Source organism: Olivibacter jilunii (assembly GCF_900607235.1).
GTDB lineage: Bacteria > Bacteroidota > Bacteroidia > Sphingobacteriales > Sphingobacteriaceae > Olivibacter > Olivibacter oleidegradans.
In genome coordinates, this window is the sequence record NZ_LR027849.1 from 984,037 (window position 1) to 1,007,422 (window position 23,386).

At 39.2% G+C, this 23,386-nt stretch carries 18 protein-coding genes and 1 tRNA gene; 9 read left to right on the top strand and 10 right to left on the bottom strand.

The annotated features are described in order from the left end of the window. Nucleotides 1–146: 146 nt before the first annotated feature. From E0E36_RS10190 to E0E36_RS10205, 4 genes are all read left to right on the top strand, one after another. A complete protein-coding gene (locus tag E0E36_RS10190) occupies nucleotides 147–2,765 on the top strand; it encodes an FtsK/SpoIIIE family DNA translocase (protein WP_130855851.1) in 2,619 nt (872 codons plus the stop codon). Between the two features lie 115 nt (nucleotides 2,766–2,880). Continuing rightward, nucleotides 2,881–3,531: an outer membrane lipoprotein periplasmic chaperone LolA1 gene (gene lolA1 / locus E0E36_RS10195; RefSeq protein ID WP_130855852.1), complete on the top strand. Its 651-nt coding sequence runs from the start codon at nucleotides 2,881–2,883 to the stop codon at nucleotides 3,529–3,531. 39 nt (nucleotides 3,532–3,570) lie between these two features. Continuing rightward, nucleotides 3,571–3,843 (top strand): hypothetical protein, encoded by a 273-nt coding sequence (locus tag E0E36_RS10200; RefSeq protein WP_013667125.1) that lies wholly within the window; start codon nucleotides 3,571–3,573, stop codon nucleotides 3,841–3,843. Continuing rightward, nucleotides 3,840–4,607 (top strand): MBL fold metallo-hydrolase, encoded by a 768-nt coding sequence (locus E0E36_RS10205; protein WP_130855853.1) that lies wholly within the window; start codon nucleotides 3,840–3,842, stop codon nucleotides 4,605–4,607. The genes E0E36_RS10200 and E0E36_RS10205 overlap by 4 nt, the downstream gene beginning before the upstream one ends. Here the strand turns inward: E0E36_RS10205 and E0E36_RS10210 are convergent. After that, nucleotides 4,574–5,386 carry a DUF3050 domain-containing protein gene (locus E0E36_RS10210; RefSeq protein WP_130855854.1) on the bottom strand — a complete coding sequence of 271 codons (813 nt, stop codon included), beginning with the start codon at nucleotides 5,384–5,386 and terminating at the stop codon, nucleotides 4,574–4,576. The genes E0E36_RS10205 and E0E36_RS10210 overlap by 34 nt on opposite strands. A gap of 234 nt (nucleotides 5,387–5,620) precedes the next feature. Here E0E36_RS10210 and E0E36_RS10215 point away from each other — a divergent pair, with 234 nt between their 5' ends. Beyond that, complete coding sequence (locus E0E36_RS10215) at nucleotides 5,621–6,256, top strand: peroxiredoxin (RefSeq protein ID WP_013667122.1); 636 nt, start codon at nucleotides 5,621–5,623, stop codon at nucleotides 6,254–6,256. 311 nt (nucleotides 6,257–6,567) lie between these two features. Beyond that, nucleotides 6,568–6,765, top strand: a complete 198-nt coding sequence (locus E0E36_RS10220) for a cold-shock protein (protein WP_013667121.1) — start codon at nucleotides 6,568–6,570, stop codon at nucleotides 6,763–6,765. Nucleotides 6,766–6,880: 115 nt separating this feature from the next. On the opposite strand, the gene E0E36_RS10225 is transcribed toward E0E36_RS10220, so the two are convergent. From E0E36_RS10225 to E0E36_RS10235, 3 genes are all read right to left on the bottom strand, one after another. Continuing rightward, nucleotides 6,881–7,861 carry a 2-hydroxyacid dehydrogenase gene (locus tag E0E36_RS10225; protein ID WP_013667120.1) on the bottom strand — a complete coding sequence of 327 codons (981 nt, stop codon included), beginning with the start codon at nucleotides 7,859–7,861 and terminating at the stop codon, nucleotides 6,881–6,883. 97 nt (nucleotides 7,862–7,958) lie between these two features. After that, nucleotides 7,959–8,348: a DUF1634 domain-containing protein gene (locus E0E36_RS10230; RefSeq protein ID WP_013667119.1), complete on the bottom strand. Its 390-nt coding sequence runs from the start codon at nucleotides 8,346–8,348 to the stop codon at nucleotides 7,959–7,961. A 32-nt stretch (nucleotides 8,349–8,380) separates the two neighbouring features. Further along, nucleotides 8,381–9,214 (bottom strand): sulfite exporter TauE/SafE family protein, encoded by an 834-nt coding sequence (locus tag E0E36_RS10235; RefSeq protein ID WP_130855855.1) that lies wholly within the window; start codon nucleotides 9,212–9,214, stop codon nucleotides 8,381–8,383. Between the two features lie 131 nt (nucleotides 9,215–9,345). On the opposite strand from E0E36_RS10235, the gene E0E36_RS10240 reads away from it, so the two are divergent. After that, complete coding sequence (locus tag E0E36_RS10240) at nucleotides 9,346–10,569, top strand: metallophosphoesterase family protein (RefSeq protein WP_130855856.1); 1,224 nt, start codon at nucleotides 9,346–9,348, stop codon at nucleotides 10,567–10,569. Continuing rightward, nucleotides 10,566–13,631: an SbcC/MukB-like Walker B domain-containing protein gene (locus E0E36_RS10245; RefSeq protein WP_130855857.1), complete on the top strand. Its 3,066-nt coding sequence runs from the start codon at nucleotides 10,566–10,568 to the stop codon at nucleotides 13,629–13,631. Before E0E36_RS10240 ends, E0E36_RS10245 begins: the two co-directional genes overlap by 4 nt. 27 nt (nucleotides 13,632–13,658) lie before the next feature. On the opposite strand, the gene E0E36_RS10250 is transcribed toward E0E36_RS10245, so the two are convergent. The 3 genes from E0E36_RS10250 to E0E36_RS10260 form a co-directional block, all read right to left on the bottom strand. Further along, a tRNA-Gly gene (locus E0E36_RS10250) sits at nucleotides 13,659–13,734 on the bottom strand. A 91-nt stretch (nucleotides 13,735–13,825) separates the two neighbouring features. Further along, nucleotides 13,826–14,269, bottom strand: coding sequence for a hypothetical protein (locus tag E0E36_RS10255; RefSeq protein ID WP_130855858.1), 444 nt, complete (start codon nucleotides 14,267–14,269; stop codon nucleotides 13,826–13,828). Between the two features lie 69 nt (nucleotides 14,270–14,338). Then, entirely contained in the window at nucleotides 14,339–15,529 is a 1,191-nt protein-coding gene (locus E0E36_RS10260) for a sensor histidine kinase (protein ID WP_130855859.1), read from the bottom strand. A gap of 249 nt (nucleotides 15,530–15,778) precedes the next feature. Between E0E36_RS10260 and E0E36_RS27725 the strand changes: the two genes are divergently transcribed. After that, nucleotides 15,779–15,952 carry a DUF6496 domain-containing protein gene (locus E0E36_RS27725; protein ID WP_013667113.1) on the top strand — a complete coding sequence of 58 codons (174 nt, stop codon included), beginning with the start codon at nucleotides 15,779–15,781 and terminating at the stop codon, nucleotides 15,950–15,952. An 18-nt stretch (nucleotides 15,953–15,970) separates the two neighbouring features. Here the strand turns inward: E0E36_RS27725 and E0E36_RS10265 are convergent, their stop codons facing one another. From E0E36_RS10265 to purL, 3 genes are all read right to left on the bottom strand, one after another. Beyond that, the gene (locus tag E0E36_RS10265; protein ID WP_130855860.1) at nucleotides 15,971–16,228 is read right to left on the bottom strand and encodes a hypothetical protein; all 258 of its coding nucleotides are present in this window, start codon (nucleotides 16,226–16,228) and stop codon (nucleotides 15,971–15,973) included. A gap of 162 nt (nucleotides 16,229–16,390) precedes the next feature. Beyond that, nucleotides 16,391–18,859, bottom strand: coding sequence for a TonB-dependent receptor (locus E0E36_RS10270; protein ID WP_130855861.1), 2,469 nt, complete (start codon nucleotides 18,857–18,859; stop codon nucleotides 16,391–16,393). A 660-nt stretch (nucleotides 18,860–19,519) separates the two neighbouring features. Then, nucleotides 19,520–23,179: a phosphoribosylformylglycinamidine synthase gene (gene purL / locus E0E36_RS10275; RefSeq protein WP_130855862.1), complete on the bottom strand. Its 3,660-nt coding sequence runs from the start codon at nucleotides 23,177–23,179 to the stop codon at nucleotides 19,520–19,522. Nucleotides 23,180–23,386 lie beyond the last annotated feature (207 nt).

Consider the following 23,386-nt stretch of genomic DNA (forward strand, 5'->3'; position numbering starts at 1 on the left):
TATGTAGATAGCCTGTTGATGGCTTATCTTCTGATACCTTTAACGGGTTGGGGAGTGCGAGCGCTACAGTATTTATAAAATTTATTTAGGGCGAAGCCTTCGTCCAAAAAAATCCATAAGTTTGTACCAAAGAATTGTAGAAATTAATGTCTTTAAAAGGAAATCAGTTTAGGTCTAATACAGTAAAGGGAGAAGGGAAGATACGAAATAACGGTACCCCTAAAAGATCACGCGATGAACAATCGACGTTTGGTACCCGATTTTCGGGGCGAATAAATTTCCAGAATAGTAAAGCTGTGAAAATTGCCGGCCTATTTTTTTTGGTGCTGTCTCTTTATTTTTTCATTGCATTTACCTCTTATCTATTTACTTGGCAAAATGACCAAAGTTATATATCTGCGGCTAATGGAGGGTGGAACACACTATTTAAGACCAGGGAAGAGCTGGAAACCTTGGGATTTAAAGAGGTAGTTGTTGAAAACTGGCTTGGCAAGTTGGGTGCATTATTGGCGAATCAATTTATGTACGAGTGGTTCGGTATCGCATCCTTTTTGTTTGTAATAGCCTTTTTTGTAATGGGGTATAGGCTTCTATTTAAAGTAAGACTCATTGCTTTAGATAAGCTTTTTGGCTACGGTTTTTTTCTTTTGTTGTTCATATCGGTAACGATTGCTTATTTTCATAGCTTCATCTTAGAATATCCACATTATTTAGAAGGAGAGTTCGGCTTTTGGACCAATAAGATACTAGAAGCACAGGTTGGCACGGCAGGTGTTGGAGCCTTTTTGTTATTTATAGGCTTAACCGCTTTGATTATTGCATTTAATCTCGATTTTAAACTGCCGGAGAAAAAGAAAAAAATAGTGTTAAATGATGATGTCAACGATCTTATATCCAACGTGGAGGAAGAAGAGGATGATGACGTTCAGGAGGATGAATACACAACACCCGCCTTTCAGCGCAATCAAATAAAGAATGACCGGAGCGATCATATTGGTGGCGAGAAAGAAAATGAAACTCGTTTATCGCAGAACTTAGAAGTTAAACCTAGAAAGGTTGAATTGGACTCAGACGCAAGTTCAAATAATCCTTCATTTGAATTGGAACCGCTCATTGCAAATGAACCGGAATCCGAGCGAAATATGCCACTCAACGAGGTTAAAGAAAGTCCTGACTTACTGGTAGAGCGCGTGAAGGAGGAAAAGCCGTTGACCACCGCTGATACGCTTGTAGAGCAATTTGGTCAATATGATCCAAAATTAGATTTATCAGGCTATCAACACCCTCATTTAGACTTGTTAAAAGATTATGGTTCGGGAAAGATCGTGGTGAATAATGAAGAACTGGAAGCAAATAAAGATAAAATTGTTGAAACACTTAGCAATTATAATATTGAAATCGACAAGATCAAGGCAACTATTGGTCCTACGGTTACCTTATATGAAATTATTCCTAAGCCAGGTGTGCGTATTTCAAAAATCAAGAATTTAGAAGATGATATCGCACTTAGTTTAGCAGCCCTTGGAATACGTATTATTGCACCGATGCCGGGTAAAGGGACTATCGGTATTGAAGTTCCAAATAAAAAGCCGGAGATGGTTGCTATGAAAGCAGTTATCGCTACCGAAAAGTTTCAGCATACTGAAATGGACTTACCGATTGCTTTAGGCAAAACTATTTCGAATGAAGTATATATAGCTGACCTAGCCAAAATGCCACACTTACTAGTTGCAGGGGCAACGGGCCAGGGTAAATCAGTGGGCATTAATGCCATTATTACTTCTTTACTATATAAAAAGCATCCGGCAGAATTGAAATTTGTGATGGTAGACCCGAAGAAGGTTGAACTATCGCTTTTTAAAACTATTGAGCGACATTTTTTAGCTAAACTTCCAGGAGAAGAGGAAGCCATCATAACCGATACGAAAAAAGTTATCAATACCCTCAATTCACTTTGCATTGAAATGGATCAACGTTACGATTTGTTGAAGAATGCGCAAGTGCGAAATCTGAGAGAATATAACAACAAATTTGTTAACAGAAGGCTTAATCCTGAAGAGGGACATCGCTTTATGCCTTTCATTGTTCTGATTGTCGATGAATTTGCAGATCTGATGATGACAGCCGGAAAGGAAGTGGAGACACCTATCGCGCGACTTGCGCAATTGGCACGGGCCGTGGGAATACATTTAGTAATTGCAACGCAACGCCCTTCCGTTAATATTATTACCGGTACTATTAAAGCAAACTTTCCGGCTCGTTTAGCTTTCCGAGTTCTTTCTAAGGTGGACTCACGCACGATTTTAGATACCGGAGGTGCGGATCAACTTATTGGACGAGGTGATATGTTGCTCGCGACAGGAAGTGATTTGATCCGGATACAATGTGCTTTTGTGGACACCCCCGAAGTAGAAGAGATTTCAGAATTCATCGGGGCACAAAGAGGCTATCCTTCAGCTTTTCTGTTGCCCGAGTACGTGGATGAAAATGGAGAGGGCAGTGGTTTAAGTGATATCGATTTGGTAAACGACCGCGATGCATTATTTGAAGAAGCTGCGCGATTAATTGTTTTGCATCAGCAGGGTTCTACGTCCTTGATTCAGCGAAAACTCAAATTAGGGTATAACCGTGCAGGGCGCATTATCGATCAACTTGAAGCAGCAGGCATTGTAGGTCCTTTTGAAGGTAGCAAGGCCAGGGAAGTGCTATACCCGGATGAATACTCATTGGAACAATTTTTGGAAAGTTTAGCTAAAAAGGATTGATGGAAATCGAATACGCAATTAAACGTTTTGCAGATAAAAACGTCTATCCCATATAACCTAGCTATTGAGCCCCTACCAATCGCTGGGGAAAACGGTGGCTACAGAAGTTTATAATATGAAGAAATTTATTTCTGTGATTATTTTGCTTGCTTGCAGTTTAATGGCTTTAGGTCAAAATGATCCTGCAACAAAGAAGCTGCTAAACGACATAAGTAAAAAATACCAATCGTATAGAACGGCTAAAATTCAATTTAGCTTAAAGGCACTTAACCAACAAAAACAGACGACGGTAAATGAAAAAGGGGAGTTAACTGTAGAACCTCGAACCAATAAATACCGTATCGTTCTTGACGATCAGGTAATGATCTCGGATGGTAAACAGCAATGGCATGTACTGAAAGAAGAGCAGGAAGTTCAGATTAACGATGTAGAAGAAACACAATCGGGATCAATTACCCCGGCAAATATTTTTTCGTTCTATAATCAGGGATTTAAATATCCTGCCGCAAAAAGCGAGCAAGTAGCAGGCAAGGCCTTGTGGGTGATTGATTTGACCCCGACGGACAATAGCAAGTCTTATTTCAAAGTGCGATTACGGTTAAACAAATCAGTAAATCAGATTTACGATGTTACAGTTTTTGATAAAAGTGGAAGCCTTTATAGCTACACCATCCAAAATTTCATACCCAATGTTAAAGTTAGCCCCAAAACTTTTATATTTGACAAAGCAGATTATCCGGGGATGGAGGTTGTAGATTTGCGATAAGTTCTGCGATCGGGTCAATGATTTTTATACATAGAAAAAGTGTTACCGTTTACGCAACATAGTTTGGATAAGTTAGAGGCTCTTTTTAAGGGCATGGGCTATAAAGTTCGCTATGAAAAAGGAAACTTTAAGACAGGTTCCTGCCTTTTACAGAATAGTAAGATAATAGTTGTTAATCGCTTTTCGAATGTAGAGGTAAAGATAAATTCGTTAATTGAGCTTTTGCGTGAACTGGAACCCGATATATCCCAGCTGGATGATAAACAAAAACAACTATTATTTAATATTAAACAAACTAAATTAACACTTTGACGATTAAGTTTTTAGGTACAGGAACATCACAGGGCGTGCCTGTAATTGCATGCAGTTGTAACGTCTGTACCTCTTCTGATTATCGTGATAAACGTCTTCGTTCTTCTATTTTGCTCACGGAGAAAGGCAAAAACATTGTGATCGATACCGGCCCTGATTTTCGTTTTCAAATGCTCCGTGCGAAAGTAAATCATTTAGAAGCCGTACTTTACACGCATGCACATAAAGATCATATAGCAGGTTTGGACGATATCCGTGCCTTTAACTATTTTCAGGGGACAGCAATTGATGTTTTTGGCGATTATTTGGTTCAAGAAGCACTTAAACGGGAATTCTATTATATCTTCGCTGAGCACAAATATCCAGGTATACCTAAGATTAATTTAAGAGATGTAACCGATCAATCCTTTTTCGTGGGAAATATAGGTGTTCAACCTATTGATATTATGCATTTTAAACTACCGATAAAAGGTTATCGCTTTGGTGATTTCACTTACCTTACCGATGTGAAATCCGTTTCGGAAAGTTCCGTGAACAAAATAAAAGGTACAAAAACTTTAGTAGTAAACGCGTTGCAACGAGAGGCGCATATTTCTCATTTTACTTTAGAAGAAGCTATAAACTTTGCGAGCAGAATAGGGGCTGACCACACCTATTTGACCCATATCAGCCATCGTTTGGGCTTGCATGAGGAAGTTTCCAAAGAATTGCCTCCAGGAATCCACCTTGCTTATGATGGATTAGAAATTTCTTTGGATGATTGATCTTTTTGGCACTTCATTTTCATTAAAGCACAATCCCAGAGCTTAATGCGAGATTGTAAGGATCTTTTTACCGCTTGTATCGCATCTTGCCAAACAGAGGGGTCGTCACCGCACAGGGTGCTCGTCATCTCGAGTGCAAGATTGCCATGATGATCTCCATCTACTTCAATATGTCTTTCCAAATAGTATTTAAAAATGGAAATACTTTCCGGAAATTCGCTGTCCAAATCTTTTATGATGGAAATAAACATATCAGGAATCAAGTCTTCTCTACTAAAGGTAAATACAGCTGATTGAATTGCCGGGGTTGCATGGCTTATTATATCGAAAGTGTCGCTAACAAAATCTACTGCCGCCTCCGGTGCATCTGCTATACGTAGAGCAATTTGCATTGAATTACCTTCTTTAAGTGCCTGCGTCAATTTGGTTATTGAAGTCGTGTCAGCTCCACACTGCTCCATTGCTTCCAAATACATTTCGTAATGGCTCTTTCGATTTCCCAGATGGTCAATATCAGATTCTTCACCGGTGACAATTTCGTTGATTAAATAACGTGTGTTTGCGTCGCCAATAGGATACCAAGGTATTTGAACGCAAGTTAAACTTCTTTGTAACGCTTTTAACAAGGACATAAAATCCCACACGGCAAAAATGTGATGTTCCATAAAAACTTTCAGATCATCAATACTTGTAATACTCCTATAAAGCGGGTGGTAAATGATCTCCTCCTTCTGTTGAGCGATCGCTTCTTCTAATTGTTGTATATAAGCTAACTGCATGGCCTGTAATTTTCTGCAAACATAGCTATGTGCGACGTAATTAACATAACACAGATGTCAAAAAAGCAAGTAGGAGCTACTATGAAAACCATTTCCCCGGATTTATGTAATGTCAATGTAATAGGTGTAGATCGAATCAGCTATAAGTAAAATTTGTGATGGCGGCGTTTGTTATTGTCGAAAAAAGTCGATTAATTTGATATACTTTGTATTAACTTTAAAGGAGGAAAAATAATGAGTTTACAACTAGGAGATGTTGCACCAAACTTTGATGCGGTCACAACAGAAGGAAATATTAATTTTTATGATTACGTTGGAGACAGTTGGGTAGTACTTTACTCTCACCCATCTGATTATACACCGGTATGCACAACTGAATTGGGAAAAACAGCATCCCTGAAGCATGAGTTTGACAAGCGTAACGTGAAAGTCTTGGCACTTAGTGTGGACAGCGTCGAGGATCACCATGGATGGGTAAAAGATATTAATGAAACCCAGCATGTGGAGGTAAACTTTCCGATTATTGCGGACAAAGACAGGAAAATAGCAGAAGCTTATGGAATGATTCATCCCAATGCATCTGCCACTGCGACTGTGCGCTCGGTTTATATCATCGATCCAAATAAAAAAGTACGGCTTACGATTACCTATCCTGCGTCTACAGGCAGAAATTTCCAGGAAATTTTGCGTGTGATTGATTCATTACAACTTACCGAGAATTATAGTGTTGCAACACCTGCTGATTGGAAGGATGGAGAGGATGTTATTGTAGTTCCGGCTATAAAAACAGAGGATATTCCATCAAAATTTCCGAAAGGCTATAAGGAGATCAAACCTTATTTGCGCACAACTCCACAGCCGAATAAGTAAGAGTAATCAGCTAATAACTTAATGAGCTATTAGCTGAACTTTTAACAAATCAGTGAGTAACGATGATATCAATGAAACAACTTATCATATACCGTTCAATTTTTTTGCTTGATCATTGAAAAATTGAAAATTTTATAGTAGGTTTGGTATAGTTTAAATAAATCTGTTCGGGTTCTCACCATCGCCGGTAGTAATGTGGACTATTTTTTTAAGCAAAATTACTGAGAATTAACCCTGTGTTTCCTAAATTATGATACATCAGTATTTCTATATAGGGCCACAACAATCGTACAACAACAAATTTTTTATTAATGAAAACCGGAAAAGTAAAATGGTTCAACGCGCAAAAGGGATTTGGATTTATTATTCAAGAAGACGGGACCGACATTTTTGTTCACTTTAAAGACGTAAAGGGCGGAATAGATGCAATCAAAGATAATGATCGAGTGGAGTTTGAGGTAGCCGATGGAAGAAAAGGCCAGCAGGCTGTAAATGTGAAGAAGATCTAGTGTGTATAACTTCTGCTTAAGCTTGTATTAAGAAATTCTAACAGCCCGTTATTACGGGCTGTTCTATATTATGTTACCCTTTTATTAATAATTCGTAACCTTCAATTTCGGATCGTCAGTGCTGTTCGTAAACTTCCGGGTTGACTATATGTAATAAAGGTCGTCCCTGGAACGCGGCGATAACGTTTTTAGCCGCAATACTGGCCATCCCATTTCGCGCTTCTACAGTATTTGATCCTATATGAGGGAAAACAGCTACATTAGGCATATTGAGAAGCGGGTTGTCTGCTTGCATCGGCTCAGGATTAGTTACATCTAGTCCGGCTCCCCATATTATACCTTGCTGCAAGGCTTCGATGAGATCGGGTTCATTGTGTACGCCACCTCGCGAAGGATTTATAAAAATGGCAGACGGCTTCATTTTACGGAAAACGTCTCTATTAAACTTATTTTTCGTCTCCGGTGTTAGAGAAGAGAAAGCAACTAAAACGTCACTTTGACTTACTAAGTCGTCGAAGGATACACGTTTTGCCCCCAGGTTTCTTTCGGCTTCTTTATTGTGCGAACGGTTGTGGTAAATAATAGGCATATTAAAAGCCGCCTTTGCTTTTTTTGCTAGTTCGCAACCAATATTACCTAAGCCAAATATGCCTAACGTTTTACCCTGAAGGGAAAAACCAAGATCATCTATTGGTTGGCTAAACCCCCATTCTCCTTTAATAATTTTTTTATGAAGGTACAGTGCTTTCCGCGATACAGCAAGCATTAAAAGAAAAGCGGTGTCAGCGGTGGCTTCGCTTAATACATCCGGCGTATTGCCGACAGGAATACCCCATTTTGTGGCCGCCTTAATATCAACGCGGTCATAGCCAACAGAATGGAGTGAGATGATTTTCAAATGCTTACATGCTGCAATAAATTCACTATTGAGCGGCCCCCAACCGGCAGTTAGCAACGCGTTGTGTTTACTGCAGCGATCAATCAGCTCTTGTGTGCTAAGTTCTCTTCTGTCAACGTGTTGTTCATAAGTTATGCCAGCCTCATTTAAAAGATCTAGGCCGATTTGCGGGATCATGCGGTCGATAAATACGGTCATACGTAATCGTTTTATTATAATAATTATACTAACGATAAATAGTTAATCCTGCTTTAGGTGGTTCCCTTGCATTAGGTATTCCTAAATCGGAACGATGCTAATGGGCAAAACCAAAAAAAATACTAAAACAGATTATTGCGATAACAAGTAGTGTAATTCCTACATAAAGATAGTCTTTCTCTAACAAGAAAGCCACTAACGAAAATATTATACGCAGAATTGGTGTTAAAAACAAGAGTAATATTCCCAGCAGGATTACATCATCGCCTCTTCCATGTGCCACCCCAATAAGTGTTTGCTTAGATAATGTTAAGATATCTATGTCTTTCTCTATAAAGGTACCGTAGTGAATTGTTTCACGCTCATGATTGAACAGATAAATCAATCCACCCAAAGCGGCAACACCAAGCGCCGTCCAAACGCCGTATCGCAATAGATTTCCTATAACCAGCTGGATATCTCTATCTTTTACTTTCTCATTTTGCATTCGTTATTGAATTAGAGCTTCCTCTCATCATATTATATATTTCCGGCGGCGCCGTTATAAATCATGTTGAGTGCCAAAATAATGATGATAACGGCAAAAAACATTCTTAATTTTTTTGGGTTGGCCCTCAGTAGGACTTTAGCACCCGTCATAGCACCCAATAAAACACCTATTACCACCGGCATGCAAATATCCGGTTCGATATATCCTTTCTGCAAATAAATAACAGCACTGGCGGTAGCAGTGACTCCCATCATAAAGTTACTAGTGGTTGTTGACACCTTGAAAGGAATACGCATAATATTATCCATAGCGATTACTTTAAAGGCACCGGATCCTATTCCAAGTAATCCCGAAAGCATACCCGCCAAACCCATCATGCTAAAACCGCCTATTACGTTTTTGGTTCCATAGGAGATAATCCCGGAAGTGCTGGGATAACTTGAAGGTAACTTTAATGCTAAAGCCAAGGAGCTTGAGGATTTCACATTGTGTTCTTCCTTTTTACGCAAAGAATTTAACGCTGAAAATATAAGGGTACAACCAAATAGAATAGCGATTAAGCTGGTTGGTGCAATGGAGGCCAGCAAGGCTCCTCCCACAGCGCCTGCCGTTGTCGCTATTTCTAGAAACATTCCTAAGCGCATATTCGTGATCCCTTCTCTTACATAAGCTGCAGCTGATCCGGAAGATGTGGCAATGACCGAGACAAGAGCAGCGCCAATAGCATAATGTATATCAACACCCAATACTACTGTCAACAGCGGGATAATTACCACACCTCCACCAAGTCCGGTAAGCGATCCAATAAATCCAGCACAGCACGCCCCAAATAACAAGATGAGTGTAAAAGTTAAAACTGTCATTAATATGGTGTTTGGCTTCAAACTTAGCCAATTTGTGGGGATTATACAATTAGATAGCCTAGTGTGGACGTTATTTTTAAAGCTTTTAAAAAAAATTTCCGTTTTTTGCTTATATTAACTATAATGGACTTATGAAAATACTCCATACTGCCGATTGGCATTTAGGTAAGAGATTAGACAAGTATTCAAGGCTAGAGGAGCAGCGCGCTGTATTGGATGAGCTAATTGCCCTAGCAGATGAAGAGGAAATAGATGTTGTGTTAGTCGCCGGAGACTTATTTGACGCTTTTAACCCGGCCGCTGAAGCCGTGGAACTTTTATATAGAAGTTTGAAAAGATTGGCAAAGAATGGTGAACGAGTTGTTATCGCCATCGCTGGTAATCATGATTCGCCCGATAGAATAGATGCCCCCGATGTATTGGCTCGTGAATGCGGGATTGTGTTCGTCGGTTATCCACAGGCCACAATCGCTGTAGGTGAATTGTGTGGTGGCTTTTGTATTACTAAGAGTGAACCTGGCTTCCTCGAGATAAAGGTTCCGAAATACGATTATCCGCTTCGTTTGCTGTTAATGCCTTACGCTAACGAATATCGATTGAGAACATTTTTGGGTGTGGATAATGAGGAGAAAGAATTGAGAAGTATTTTGGAAGCCCATTGGGAGCAGCTGGCAACAAAGTATTGCGACAAATTTGGCGTAAATATATTAACGGCACACCTCTTCGTTATGAAGAGGGGAGAAGTCCCCCCCGAAGAACCCATCGATGAAAAACCTATACTGCACATTGGTGGTGCGCAGGCTGTCTATAGCGAAAATATACCGGAGAGTTTACAATATGTGGCATTAGGGCATTTACATCGATATCAGGAAATAGATAAAGCTCGCATGCCTATTGTGTATAGCAGTAGTTTATTAAGTTATAGCTTTGCTGAAGCGGGTCAACAGAAAAATGTAGTACTGATAGAAGCTGAGCCAGCCAGAGCAGTAGATTTCCGGCAATTGCCACTAAAAGCAGGAAAACCACTATATAAAAAACGTTTCGAAAGTATATCAGAGGCTCTTGAATGGTTGCACCACTGCGGTCCTGCCTGGATTGAATTGACAATGGTAAGTGAAGATTTCATGAATGCAGAAGACCGAAAGCAACTTCTACAGGCCCACGACGGCATCGTTACTATCATTCCTGAAGTAAAAACCAAAGGAAATGTAGCTGAAGAGACTAGAACAATCGATTTAAGTCAGTCAGTCGAAGAATTATTTATCCAGTATTTTAGCTTCAGGAACAAACAGCAACCAAATGAGGACTTGTTAAAACTATTTACAGAAGTAAGAGCAGAGCAGATAGACGAATGATTCCAATTTCATTAACTATAAAGGGACTTTTTTCCTATCAAAAGGAGCAAACGATTAATTTCGCTCGACTAATTGAGGGACAATTATTCGGCATTTTCGGTTCCGTGGGTTCAGGCAAATCATCGGTTTTGGAGGCGATTGCTTTTGCTTTGTACGGAGAAACCGAACGACTGAGCACCCGGGACGATAGAAACTATAACATGATGAACTTGAAATCGGATGAGTTGCTCATTGATTTTGTGTTCAGCAACTTCGACGAAAAGCAGTATCGATTTATCGTTAAAGGGAAACGCCATGGCAAGAAATTTGAGAAAGTAAATACTTTCGATCGGTCTGCTTATAAGTTTGAAAATGGTATGTGGCAACCTTTGGAGGTAACAACTGCGACACCTTTATTGGGACTTAGTTACGAGAACTTTAGACGTACCATTATTATTCCACAAGGCAAATTTCAAGAGTTCTTACAGCTGACAGATAAAGCCCGAACGGAAATGCTCAAAGATATTTTTCAGCTGGACAAATATGATTTTTTTCAACAGACCGCCTCTTTAGAGCGAAAGAACAACGAAGTGATCCAACGTCTAAAAGGACGTTTATCTGTTTTTGAAGGAATAAATGAAACCTATGTTGGTCTCGCTTTGCAAAAATTGCAAAGCTTGGCAGCAGAAGTCTCGACAATGAAGGCCGAGCTTCAACAGAGAGAAAGCGACCTAAAAGAGCAGGAGATATTGAAACGATTATTTGAGGACTTAAAAACTGCTGAAAACTCCTATAAGCAGTTGCATCTTAAGTCATCGGAATATCAGCAGTTGAAACAGCAATTGAGTGATTATGAATACTGCGAACGTTATTTTAAGGTAAATATACAACGAGCGGAAGAGCTGGCAACAGGAATAGAAAAGCGAAAAGAAAGCTTGAAAGAATATCAGTATAAGCTCAAAAACTGCGAAACATTACTGATGGAGCAACAGCAAGAACTTGCCAATATCACGTTGAAATATCAATCACTTGAGCTCCTTAATCAAAAGCGTAACGATTATCGGACTGCTTTGCAAATATTGCAGTTAAAAGAAGATATCGATCATTTAAGTGGACGAATTATCAAGGGGAAAGAATTTGTCCATAAAGCGCAGCAGGAGAAGATATATCGAGAAAAAATAGCCTTAGCGCTTCGAGAAAAACTAAAAAAGAAACGGAATGAAAAGCTGGATTTGAACACCTTATCGCAGATAAAAAATTGGTTTACTTCCCGCGAGCATTTAGAAAAAAACAAAAAAACAAGCCAATTAGCACTTGATGATATAACTGGAACTTTAAAGCAACTTGAAAGTACCATCGACGACTTACTTGTTGGGGTAACTACTCCGATCCAAAATCATAAAGAATCATTAGACACACGCATAAAGACCATTGATTTTGAGCTCGATAAGCTTTCAAATGAAATTGCGCATGCCCGGATGCAAGTTAAATTAGGTGATTTTGTCGCGGCCTTGCAGCGAGGTGAAGCTTGTCCGCTTTGTGGAGCATTGGAGCACCCTCAAGTTATGGTCTTAGAGGATGTGGAAAATCAGCTCCAACAATTAAATGCTAAATCTGTACATCTCAAGGACGAACGGAATCTCGTGCAGGGACTTATACGCCAGCTTGAAATATTAGATGGAAAAAAAGCCACCATTCTTAAGAGTCGGGACGAACTCCTTTTTAGGGCCGAGTCAGACGAACAGGCATTACAAGTACATTTCCAATCCTTTATTTGGGAATCTACTTGCGGTAGAGACGATGCCCGCACTATTGATCGGTTACTTGAAGAACACAAAACCGCAGAAAAAGAGTTGGAACGACTGGAACTGGAGATTAATGAAAATGATGCCATTTTGAAAAAAGCAGAAATAGATAGAGATCAATATGAAATCGGAATACAAAAAATAGTAGCAGAAGAACGAGTAAAGGTTGGGGCCTTAAATATGCTCACGAAACAACTTCACAACTTATCTGAAGATGAAGTTTATCAATATGATAAAAACTATCTGGAAAACAGTATTTTAGATATAGATAGTGAAAGTAAAGCTATTGTCGATCAATACGAGCAACTTCAAGCTTTGGTACAGGAGGAGCAACAGCTAAAAGTATCGTTGGAAGCAAGATTTCAGGCAGTCAATGAAAACTTAGCTGCCGAGCAGGAACGTCTGGACTTTATTACTGATCAGTTACGAGGTTCTTTAAGTAAATCGAAGTATGGCAGTTTGAATGAAGTTAAAAATATATTAAATCTAGCAATTGCTGTAGAAGAGGTCCGAAGCAGTGTAGACCTATTCTTCCAACAATTATATAATGCGAAAGAACAATATACCAAGCTAGCTACGGAGGCTAGCGATAAAGTTTACAATGAGGAGCTGTTTCTAAGGTCATTAAGCACTTATGAAGTGCTCAGGGATCGATTCAATCAAGAACAAGAGAAATATGCTGCTGCCAAAGCAGATTACGATAGGCTTCTAAAGCAACTCGAAGAAAAACAACAACTAGAAGACGATTTGGCGCGTTTACAGCATCGAGCAGATAACCTGACTATTCTTAAAAGCCTATTTAAAGGAAGTGGCTTTGTTAGTTATATATCCACGGTTTACTTACAACAATTATGTGAGGCAGCGAACAAGCGTTTTTATAAGCTTACACAGCAGCAATTGCGACTGGAGGTAACCGATAAAAATGAATTTCAGGTAAGAGATTACTTAAATGATGGTAAAACCAGATTAGCCAAGACCTTGTCCGGCGGCCAGACTTTTCAGGCTTCATTGTCGCTAGCCTTAGCTCTTGCGGAATCTGTACAACAACAAAATCGATCCAAGCAAAATTTTTTCTTTTTAGATGAAGGCTTTGGTTCTTTAGATCGGGAATCATTGGCAGTGGCGTTTGATACGTTGAAAACATTACGAAACGAAAATAGAATTGTGGGGGTTATTTCTCACGTAGAGGAGTTACAGCAGGAAATAGATGTTTATCTAAAGGTTAAAAATGATCCTTTTACGGGCACTCAAATAAGTGGAAGTTGGGAAATTAAATAAAAAGGATCACACCGAAGCATGATCCTTTGGAGCGAAAAACGAGGTTCGAACTCGCGACCTCAACCTTGGCAAGGTTGCGCTCTACCAACTGAGCTATTTTCGCATGAGGAAACAAATATAAGATAGATAAATATTCTTTGCAAGCGGTAAGTAAAAAAATTGGGTCTTTTTACAGCATTCACTGATACAGGCCTTTATTTCTTCAGGCCTTCTGAGGATATATTATTTGGAAGGAAATAGGTGAACAATTTAAAAAACAATGCTAAGAAATCCCATATAAAGCGGTTATTATCTTGTGCACTTTCACCGCAATCTATCGATGCCGAACGTTGTAACAGGTGTTGTAGTGTTTTTGACTGATGATTAATACCAAAAAAATGTGTCAGTTTTAGAAGGTAATACTCGAAATATAAATGACCCCAGATTTCCATAAGAAAAGATTTTCGCTTTATTTTAAGAGGATTCCCATAAATAGATTCATAATCCTGTTGTATAGCATTGGCTAACCATTCCGTTCTCTCTCTTACATTACTATCCAAAAAACGCCATAGGTTAATATTGTTTGTAATATGAATAAGTCCAGGCTCATAACCTACGCGTATGGTAAATGAGTGATAATGAAGTATTCGTTCTACCATCGTTTTATGGCGCGAGGTTTGGATAGGAGAGATATTCGGGAAGGATGATACGGACTTTCGGTGTTTTCATTACTTATTTAAATTAGAAGAAGAAAATGCACTTCTTTTTGGAAAGCTTGTGGTAAGTCCTTCGGTTTTCTCTTTCGTAGCTTTTATAGGTAACATAAAATAAAAAATTGAACCTTTCCCAGGTTCACTTTCCAGTCCGAATTTACCCTTATGATGAGAAATAATTTGTGCGCAAATAAACAGACCCATTCCTAAACCTTGGTGTTTATGCTTCTCATCACTCACTCTATAGTATTTATGAAATATATATGGTTGCTTCTCTCTGGGAATACCTTGTCCACGGTCTTTCACACATACCTTTAGCCATTTCTTATCGATAATCTCGGTATAAACAAGGACTTCGGTACTAGTAGGCGAGTATTTAAGCGCATTTGTTAAATAATTAGTCAGCACCTGTTCTAGTCTTTCCTGATCACCTTCCAGCCATACTTTTGTATTACAATTGACGTTAATCTGCCTATCAGGGTAACTATGTCTGACATTTTCTATCGTTTGCCTTAGAAAATCCCGACAATTAAACACAGCAAAATTATACTCCATTTTTCCCGCTTGTAATCTGGAAGAGTCCAGAAGGTCTTTTGCAAGACGGTTCAATTTATTGATTTGGTTCAGGCCCTTAGATAATAGCTGTATGGTTTGTTCGATGTTTTGACTGTTAGCGTTACGTAATGCCAATTGTAGGTAGGCATTTATAGAAGTGATTGGCGTACTAAGTTCATGTCCCGCAATACTGATAAATTCTTCTTTGGCGGCTTCGGTCATTTTTGTTTTCTGAAGCTCATCCTTTAAGAATCGATTATCATGGTACAATCCTGCAATATATTCTTGTCTGTCTTGAATGGATTTAATTTTAAAAATCAAGAAATCCGTACTGTAATCCCCAAAGAGACAATCCAGCCATAATCCGGTATACGTTTCGAACTTAATTTTCTGTTTGATTGATGACGGAGTAATCAACAGAACGGGAGTGTCTTTTACATTCGGGTTATTATTCATTACTCTTAAGACTTCTTGCGCGTCGCTACCCTCAAAAGCGTCCGCTCTTAGTATTAAGAGTTTATATTTATATGTGAAGATATGTTGCAGTGTTTCATCCGTCGACATAGCAGCCTGGGCAGGCAGGTTATTTGCTTCCAAAATTCTCATTAAAGAATTGTTGGCTTCAGCTAAACTATCAAAAACCAGTATCATACAATCTAATTTACAACGTTAGGTGGTTTGATCTGACTTACTAATATCAATAAATCCTATTTACTAATAAAAAAAATTACACGAAATTGCGTTTTCTGAGGACGGAATTCTTATTTACGCCACTATATCTTTAGATTGTTGCGCATAACTCTCTAACGAACAATATCCTTGAACTACTAAAACTTTTATATTTTATACGAAACATCTAAGTCTTTCTTTTGTTCTTAGATACACAAATTAAGCAATATTATGGCAAAGTATTCAAAAAAGGCAAGTGAGAAGGTTGAAGAAACTATGCATGAAATGAAAGAAGGTAAACTGAAGAGCGGAAGCGGAAAGAAAGTCACTTCAAAAAAACAGGCTGTAGCCATTGGCTTATCGGAAGCGAGAAAAGAAGGCGCTAAAGTGCCAAAGAAAAAATAAGTAAGTTTCACAACATCACTATTTAGTAGAATCCTTATTTTTTTTCAGCATGATGGTTTTTTCTCTTGCTTGCAATAGATGGTTTGTGAGTAATTGATTTAAACCCTTGTCGTTGTCAGCATCGGCTTGGCTTACAATTGCAGTCGCTTCGAAGTACTCATTATCAATATGACCGTTAATGTCTAGTTGGATTTTACCATTTTGCAATAAACGTCGAGTGTATTGCATATTTGATATAGCGGGTTGTTTTTTTTGATATGTCATAACTTTCTTCAAAAACCTGTCTTATGGAAACAACAATTCCCAACTAATTGTTGTAATTTATTGCATTATGTTTGTGATTGATCATAGGCAATTAGTTGATCAGCACATATTATTTATGACAAAAGCCGCTGTCATCTCACGACGGCAGCGGCACAAACACACATGAAAATATTTTTATTTCCCTACGCGGTTTTTCTCTGAGCTATCTAAATTTCTTTCAGATATTTTCAGCTTTTGATTCCCAAAGTTAAATGTAAAAGTCAACCGGGCCACGCGACTTTCCCACGTGTTGAAAACACGGACATTCAAATTTGAGTAGTCTGTTTTGACTGTGTTTGGTCGCGTATTAAATATATCGGTAACTGCAAATTTTACCTGCGCTTTTTTATTCCAGAATGATTTGTTAACACCGAGATCTAATCCCCATGACGTGCCGATCTGGTAAATGCTCCACCGTAGAGGAGAGCGATACTGCAGGGTAGCTTCGAAACGTAAACTCTGCGTTACATTGAATGTATGATTGCTGTTCGCTTGTACGGCGAATTGGCCGAAATCTATAGGCGCGGCAGGAATATCTGCCTTATAACCGAGATGCATGGCATTAATATTTGTGTTACTACTCCAGACTTTACCAAGTTCTAAAGGAATATTCAAATTTGCAAAATATACATTTTCGCTTGCGATATTCTCATTCGTTACATACACTATATTAGTTTCATCATCTTGGTACATCATTTCTCCAACCATATCTTTGGTTTTCTGGTATCCTGCTGTTAACGTATATTTCTTTAGAAGTGTATAGCTTAATTCGTAAGAATTTGTATATGACGGGTTCAGAAATGGATTTCCTTGTTGATAGCTGTAAGGGTCAACATAGAACAAAAACGGATTGAGGTTTCCATAATTTGGCCGATTTATTCTTCGACTGTAGGACAGGCCTATACTTTGCTTATCAGATAGTTGTTGATTTAAGCTGATGTTTGGAAAGAGACTTAGATAATTCCGTTTATTTCTCACATTCATCGTTATCGAATTACCGTCAGAATAAGTATGTTCGGCACGTAAACCGGCTTTAATCTCGGTTTTGTTAATGGTTTGATTGTAGATCGCATAAGCAGCGCTAACCCGTTCTTTATATATAAAATGATTCGAGCGATTTTCGTTATTTTGCCAGTCACCATTTATCTGATTGTAAAAGCCCATGTTGTTGTCACTTTTCACGCTGCTGTATTTCATTCCCAGTTCGATTTTACTTTTAGAATTTAACGGATGAGTGTAATCAATCTTCGCTGTCTGTATATTGATGATTGAAGGCATATCGTTTAAGATGAATTCCGGGCTTCGTAAGTTCTCACCGTTCGATCTATAAAAATAATTGTCATAGTAGTTGGATGTTTTATCACTGAATCTAGAAACATCTACTTCAGCAACAAGTTTACGTCCATTGGTATCGATATTAAACGTGTTATTAACGTTAAAGGACAGATTGTTATACTTGTTTCGACCGCGATTTAGCGTTGTAAGTGTAGAATCCAGAGGGGCATTTAAATCTGAAATCCGGTTGTTACTGGTGGAATGATCATTTCCTTGCAAGAAAAAGCCGGAGAATAAACCGCTTAATGTATTCCGTTCCGATGTTTTATAATCAATACCACCCCTTATACTGCTGCTCGCGCGTTCATTTTGGAAATCAGCAAATTGATCGAATACTTTTGCCGACGCGCTTTGCCCAACAATTCTATATAACTCCAGTGTGTTATTAAAATTGCTGTTAACGTAGCTATAATTTCCGAAAAGATTGACTTTACCTGTTTTGTGATTAATTTGCAATGAATTATTCGACTTATGGGTACGGCCGTATCCTCCGCTCAAACTCAATGTTCCATTGGTACCCTCCATATTATTTTTCTTCAATTTGATGTTAATAATCCCGGCAGTACCTGCTGCATCATATTTCGCGGAAGGATTGGTGTTTAATTCAATGGATTGCACGTTATTGCCGTCCATCGATTTTAACATATTAGCTAATTGTTCAGCAGATAGATAGGTTTGTTTCCCATCTATCATAACTGTTACGCCTTGACGTCCCATGAGGCTTATATTCCCATCTTTGTCAACACTTACGCCAGGTGATCGTTCTAATATATCCATTGCACTGTTACCTGCTGCTAGTGCAGTATTAGCGACATTTACAACCAAGGCGCCATCCTTACGTTCGATGGAAGGGGTACTAGCCGTAACAGTTACCTCTTTTAGTGCATTTGTCTCTGGCATTAGAACAAAAGAAGCTGCTTGTATCGTTTTTTGTCCGGATCTTATCGCAATAGGTAAATAAGTCTTGCGGAAGCCGATCATAGATGCAGATAATATATACTTCCCTTCGTCTACCGCAGGTATCTGATAGTTACCTTTCTGGTCACTGAATACTGAGCGAATATAAGATGAATCTGCGGCCCTGAGCAAAATGATTGTCGCTAAGTCAACAGGTGCACCTGTTTGGTCCTTCACGGTTCCTTGAATATTTGCTTTCTCTTGTGCCAGCACGCAGATAATGAAAGAATAGAAAAAAAATAGGGTTAGTACAGAGATTCTCAATAAAGGCATTGGTTTATAATGTTTTTTGTGTGTGTTTGGAATATTCATGGCTAAATTTCTTTTTGCCAAAAGTATTTATCATATACATGTTCTTGAAGATGAATTAGGTAAATGCATTCAAAATCTCGGTAAACGACCTGTTTTATTGGGTAAATTTTCGATTGTGCTAGAGGATTAGTTGTTGCAGACTAAAAGGACGATTTAGCTTTTGACAAAGGATTGTTTTATTCTTTTGATGTTCCATTGATCAGTAAGGTTTAATTTTTTTATGCGTGTTTAATGTGCTTACTGACTTATAGACGCTCAAAATGCCAAAACGTTGCAAGTAATCACATATTTTCGAAAATAAATAATCCCTAAGCAAATGAACCCTGATAGTATGGCTTTGTGTGCCGTTAAGTATGCATCGTGAGAGAAGCGAGGGATATATTATAAGGGGAGGTCGGAAGTGGATTCGAACCACTCTGGGATCTCTTGCGGAGCTCCGCCTAACCGCTCGGCCATCCGACACGTTCTGATTTGGATCAAAAGTACTGATATCGACGGGCTTTACTTATACAATCCGATCGCAGTAAACGTGCAGTTGATGTGTAGTTAAGAACCCGTTCTTTTGTTTTCTCCTTTTTAGGTGCAATAAATATTCCGCATGATTTGTCAGTCCGTAAATATGCATTAACAAAAAGCCCGGCTGCAGAGCCGGGCTTTTTGTTAATGTTGTTCAATCCATTTCCTAGCATTGACGAACGCTTCTATCCATGGAGAAATTTCGTCATTCCTATCACTTGGATAATGAGCCCAATGCCACTTAAATAATGAACGCTCGATATGAGGCATCATTACAAGATGTCTGCCCGACTTATCACATAACATGGCGGTATTGTAATCAGAGCCATTTGGATTAGCAGGATACGTCTCATAATGGTATTTCGCCACGATATGATATTGGTCTTCTCTATATGGAAGTTGAAATTTACCTTCACCATGTGAAATCCATACCCCCAAAGTCGACCCGGCCAGACTTGAAAGCATTACCGAATTATTTTCCTGTATTGTCAGTGCTGTAAATCCGCTCTCGTGTTTATGGCTGTCATTATGTAACATTTTGGGTTTAGATTCATGGTCGGGATTAATAAGGCCAAGTTCAATAAAGAGTTGGCATCCATTACAAATACCAACAGACAGTGTATCAGGACGTTTAAAGAAGTTTTCGAGTGCAACTCGGGCTTTTTCGTTATACATAAACGCTCCCGCCCAGCCCTTTGCCGATCCCAAAACATCTGAATTGGAGAAACCTCCGACAGCACCAATAAATTGGATGTCTTCCAAATTTTCCCGCCCGGAAATTAAGTCGGTCATATGAACATCTTTCACATCAAAACCAGCTAGATACATGGCGTTAGCCAATTCTCTTTCCGAGTTACTTCCCTTTTCACGAATCACTGCAGCTTTTGGTCTAGGTTTGGTATTATCAATTTGTGGTTTTTTACCATCAAAATGCTTGGGAAACGAATATTTCAGTATATGGTTTTTATAGTTTTTGAAACGCTCGGTAGCCTTTTGCTCACCACTTTGTTTTTGATCAAGCAGATAAGAAGTTCTAAACCAGACATCTCGCAGTTCATCTATGTCAAAGGACCATTTCGAACCGTTGTTTGTTAATTCTAAGACCGCTTGATCGCTTACCTGACCGATCTTATGGAAGGTCACCCCTTTATTGTTCAACTCGAGTTCAATAGACTCATCCGCTTGAAAAACTACACCCACATTCTCTGCAAACAGAAGTTTGATACTATCTTGTTCTTCTAAAGCGGATAAATCAATTTGAGCTCCAAGGTGACGATCGGCAAAGCACATCTCCAACAGCGTGGTGATCAAGCCGCCACTTCCAATGTCATGCCCTGCATGTATCTTTCCGGATTTTATAAGTTCCTGTACGGCATTGAATCCTTCTTTAAATGCGTTAGGATCAATTATGTCAGGTGTATCGTTACCTATACAGTTTAAAATTTGAGCGAAGGATGATCCGCCCAATTTAGGTTTATCTCCGGAAAGGTTTATATAATAAATTGCCCCTTTATTTTTTTGCAATACAGGTTCTACGACGGCAGTGATGTCAACGCAATGCGCAGCTGCAGATATGATAACTGTTCCAGGTGCTATTACTTCGCCATTCGAGTATTTTTGCTTCATAGAAAGCGAATCCTTTCCTGTCGGTATGTTGATACCTAAATCAATAGCAAAATCAGAGCAAGCTTTGACAGCTTCATACAAACGAGCATCTTCACCATCATTTTTACATGGCCACATCCAGTTTGCGGACAACGAAACACTTTGTAGCCCATCCTTTAGCGGTGCCCAAATTATATTGGATAATGATTCAGCTACCGCATTACGACTGCCTGCCGCTGCATTGATTAGCGCAGATAGGGGAGCATGGCCCACCGATGTTGCCACACCGTCTTTTCCTTGGTAGTCAAGGGCCATGACGCCGCAGTTGTTTAAAGGTAATTGAAGAGGACCCGCACATTGCTGTTTAGCCACTCGTCCACCGACACATCTGTCTACTTTGTTTGTTAACCAATCTTTGCAGGCCACTGCTTCGAGTTGTAATAACTGATGGAGGTATTGGTCCAAATGAGTCTCGCTGTAGGAAAGATCCCGATATACCCTTTTTACGGTTTTATCTTCCATAATTGTTTTTGGCGAACTACCGAACATATCGTTTAAAGCTAAATCCATCGGTTTGGATCCATTGCTTGAAGAAGCGATGGTAAAACGGTAATCGCCTGTGACCTGACCTACTGTATAGATTGGTGAACGTTCGCGGTCGGCAATTTTCTTTAGCATTTGCAGATGTTCTTCAGCAATAACCAAGCCCATACGTTCCTGTGATTCGTTGCCGATAATTTCCTTTGCAGACAAAGTAGGATCGCCCACAGGAAGTTGATCTAGATCAATTTGTCCTCCCGTACTTTCAATTAACTCGGAAAGACAATTTAAGTGACCACCGGCACCGTGATCATGTATAGAAACAATGGTGTTATGATCGCTCTCAACTAAGCCACGAATTGCGTTTGCAGCTCTCTTTTGCATTTCCGGGTTGGATCGTTGAATAGCATTTAATTCAATACCGGAGCCAAAAGCCCCTGTATCAGCTGAAGAAACTGCTGCACCGCCCATTCCGATACGATAGTTTTCGCCACCTAGTACAACAATTTTATCACCTGGGCTAGGCTGCATTTTTTTTGATTGTTCTTCTTTACCATATCCAACTCCCCCAGCCAGCATAATTACTTTATCGAAACCTAGCTTACGAGCATCCTCCTCATGTTCAAAAGTAAGAACAGAACCCGCGATAAGAGGCTGGCCGAATTTATTTCCGAAATCAGATGCGCCATTGGATGCTTTTATTAAGATATCCATTGGCGTTTGATAAAGCCAATCCCGCTCTTCCATGGCTTTTTCCCAAGGTCTATTCTCCTCCAAACGCGAGAACGCAGTCATATATACAGCAGTTCCGGCCAACGGCAAAGAACCCTGTCCTCCTGCGAGACGGTCTCTTATTTCGCCTCCAGAGCCTGTTGCTGCTCCATTGAAAGGTTCAACGGTTGTGGGGAAGTTATGAGTCTCCGCTTTAAGGGAAATGACTGAGTTGAACTCTTTGATGGCGTAATAGTCAGGTTGATCAGCTCGTAGCGGGGCGAATTGTTGTAATTTAGGCCCCTTTATAAAAGCCACGTTATCCTTATAAGCAGAAACGATATCATTTGGGTTCTTCTCAGAGGTTTTTCTGATCAACTTAAATAAAGAAGTCGGTTGTTCTACGCCGTCAATTATAAAAGTACCATTAAATATTTTATGTCGACAGTGTTCCGAGTTAACTTGAGAAAAACCAAACACTTCAGAATCCGTAAGTTTTCTGCCGAGTTTTTTAGCCAACGCATTAAGGTAGTCAACCTCCTCATCACTTAAAGAAAGGCCCTCCTTTTGATTATAGGCTGCTATATCTTCTACTTCTAATATAGGTTCGGGTTTTAAACGAACCGTGAAGATGTCTTGACTTAATCCATTATATTTTTGCAATAGCATGTGGTCAAAGTCAGTAAAATCAGGGCTAACCTCCTTAAATTCCTCTATTCGAAGAATATCGGAAATTCCCATATTTTGCGTTATCTCCACTGCATTCGTACTCCAAGGCGTTATCATGGTAGCCCGAGGGCCGATAAAAGAACCTTCCAGACTTTCGCCTGTATGTAATTCAGCTCCACCAAAAAGCCATATTAGTTTAGCTGTTTCATTGGCTGTTATTGGCCGTTCTATTTGTAAAGCAAAAATGGTGTGGTGAGGGTTTTTGAAGAAGTAAATCATGATGTTTTATACGTGCCGCAAAATTAGGCAAAATTGCTTTTAAATGCAATGTAAGAAAGAGATAGCAAACCGTATCCCGCAAGTATTCTAGCCTGAAAAAGTTCTAATAGAAATAAAATCATCAAGTTAAAGGAAATTAAACATGAATTTGTCCGTTTTTAATTTTGTAAGTAAAATGTAAAATGATAAGAAATTCACTTTTACATC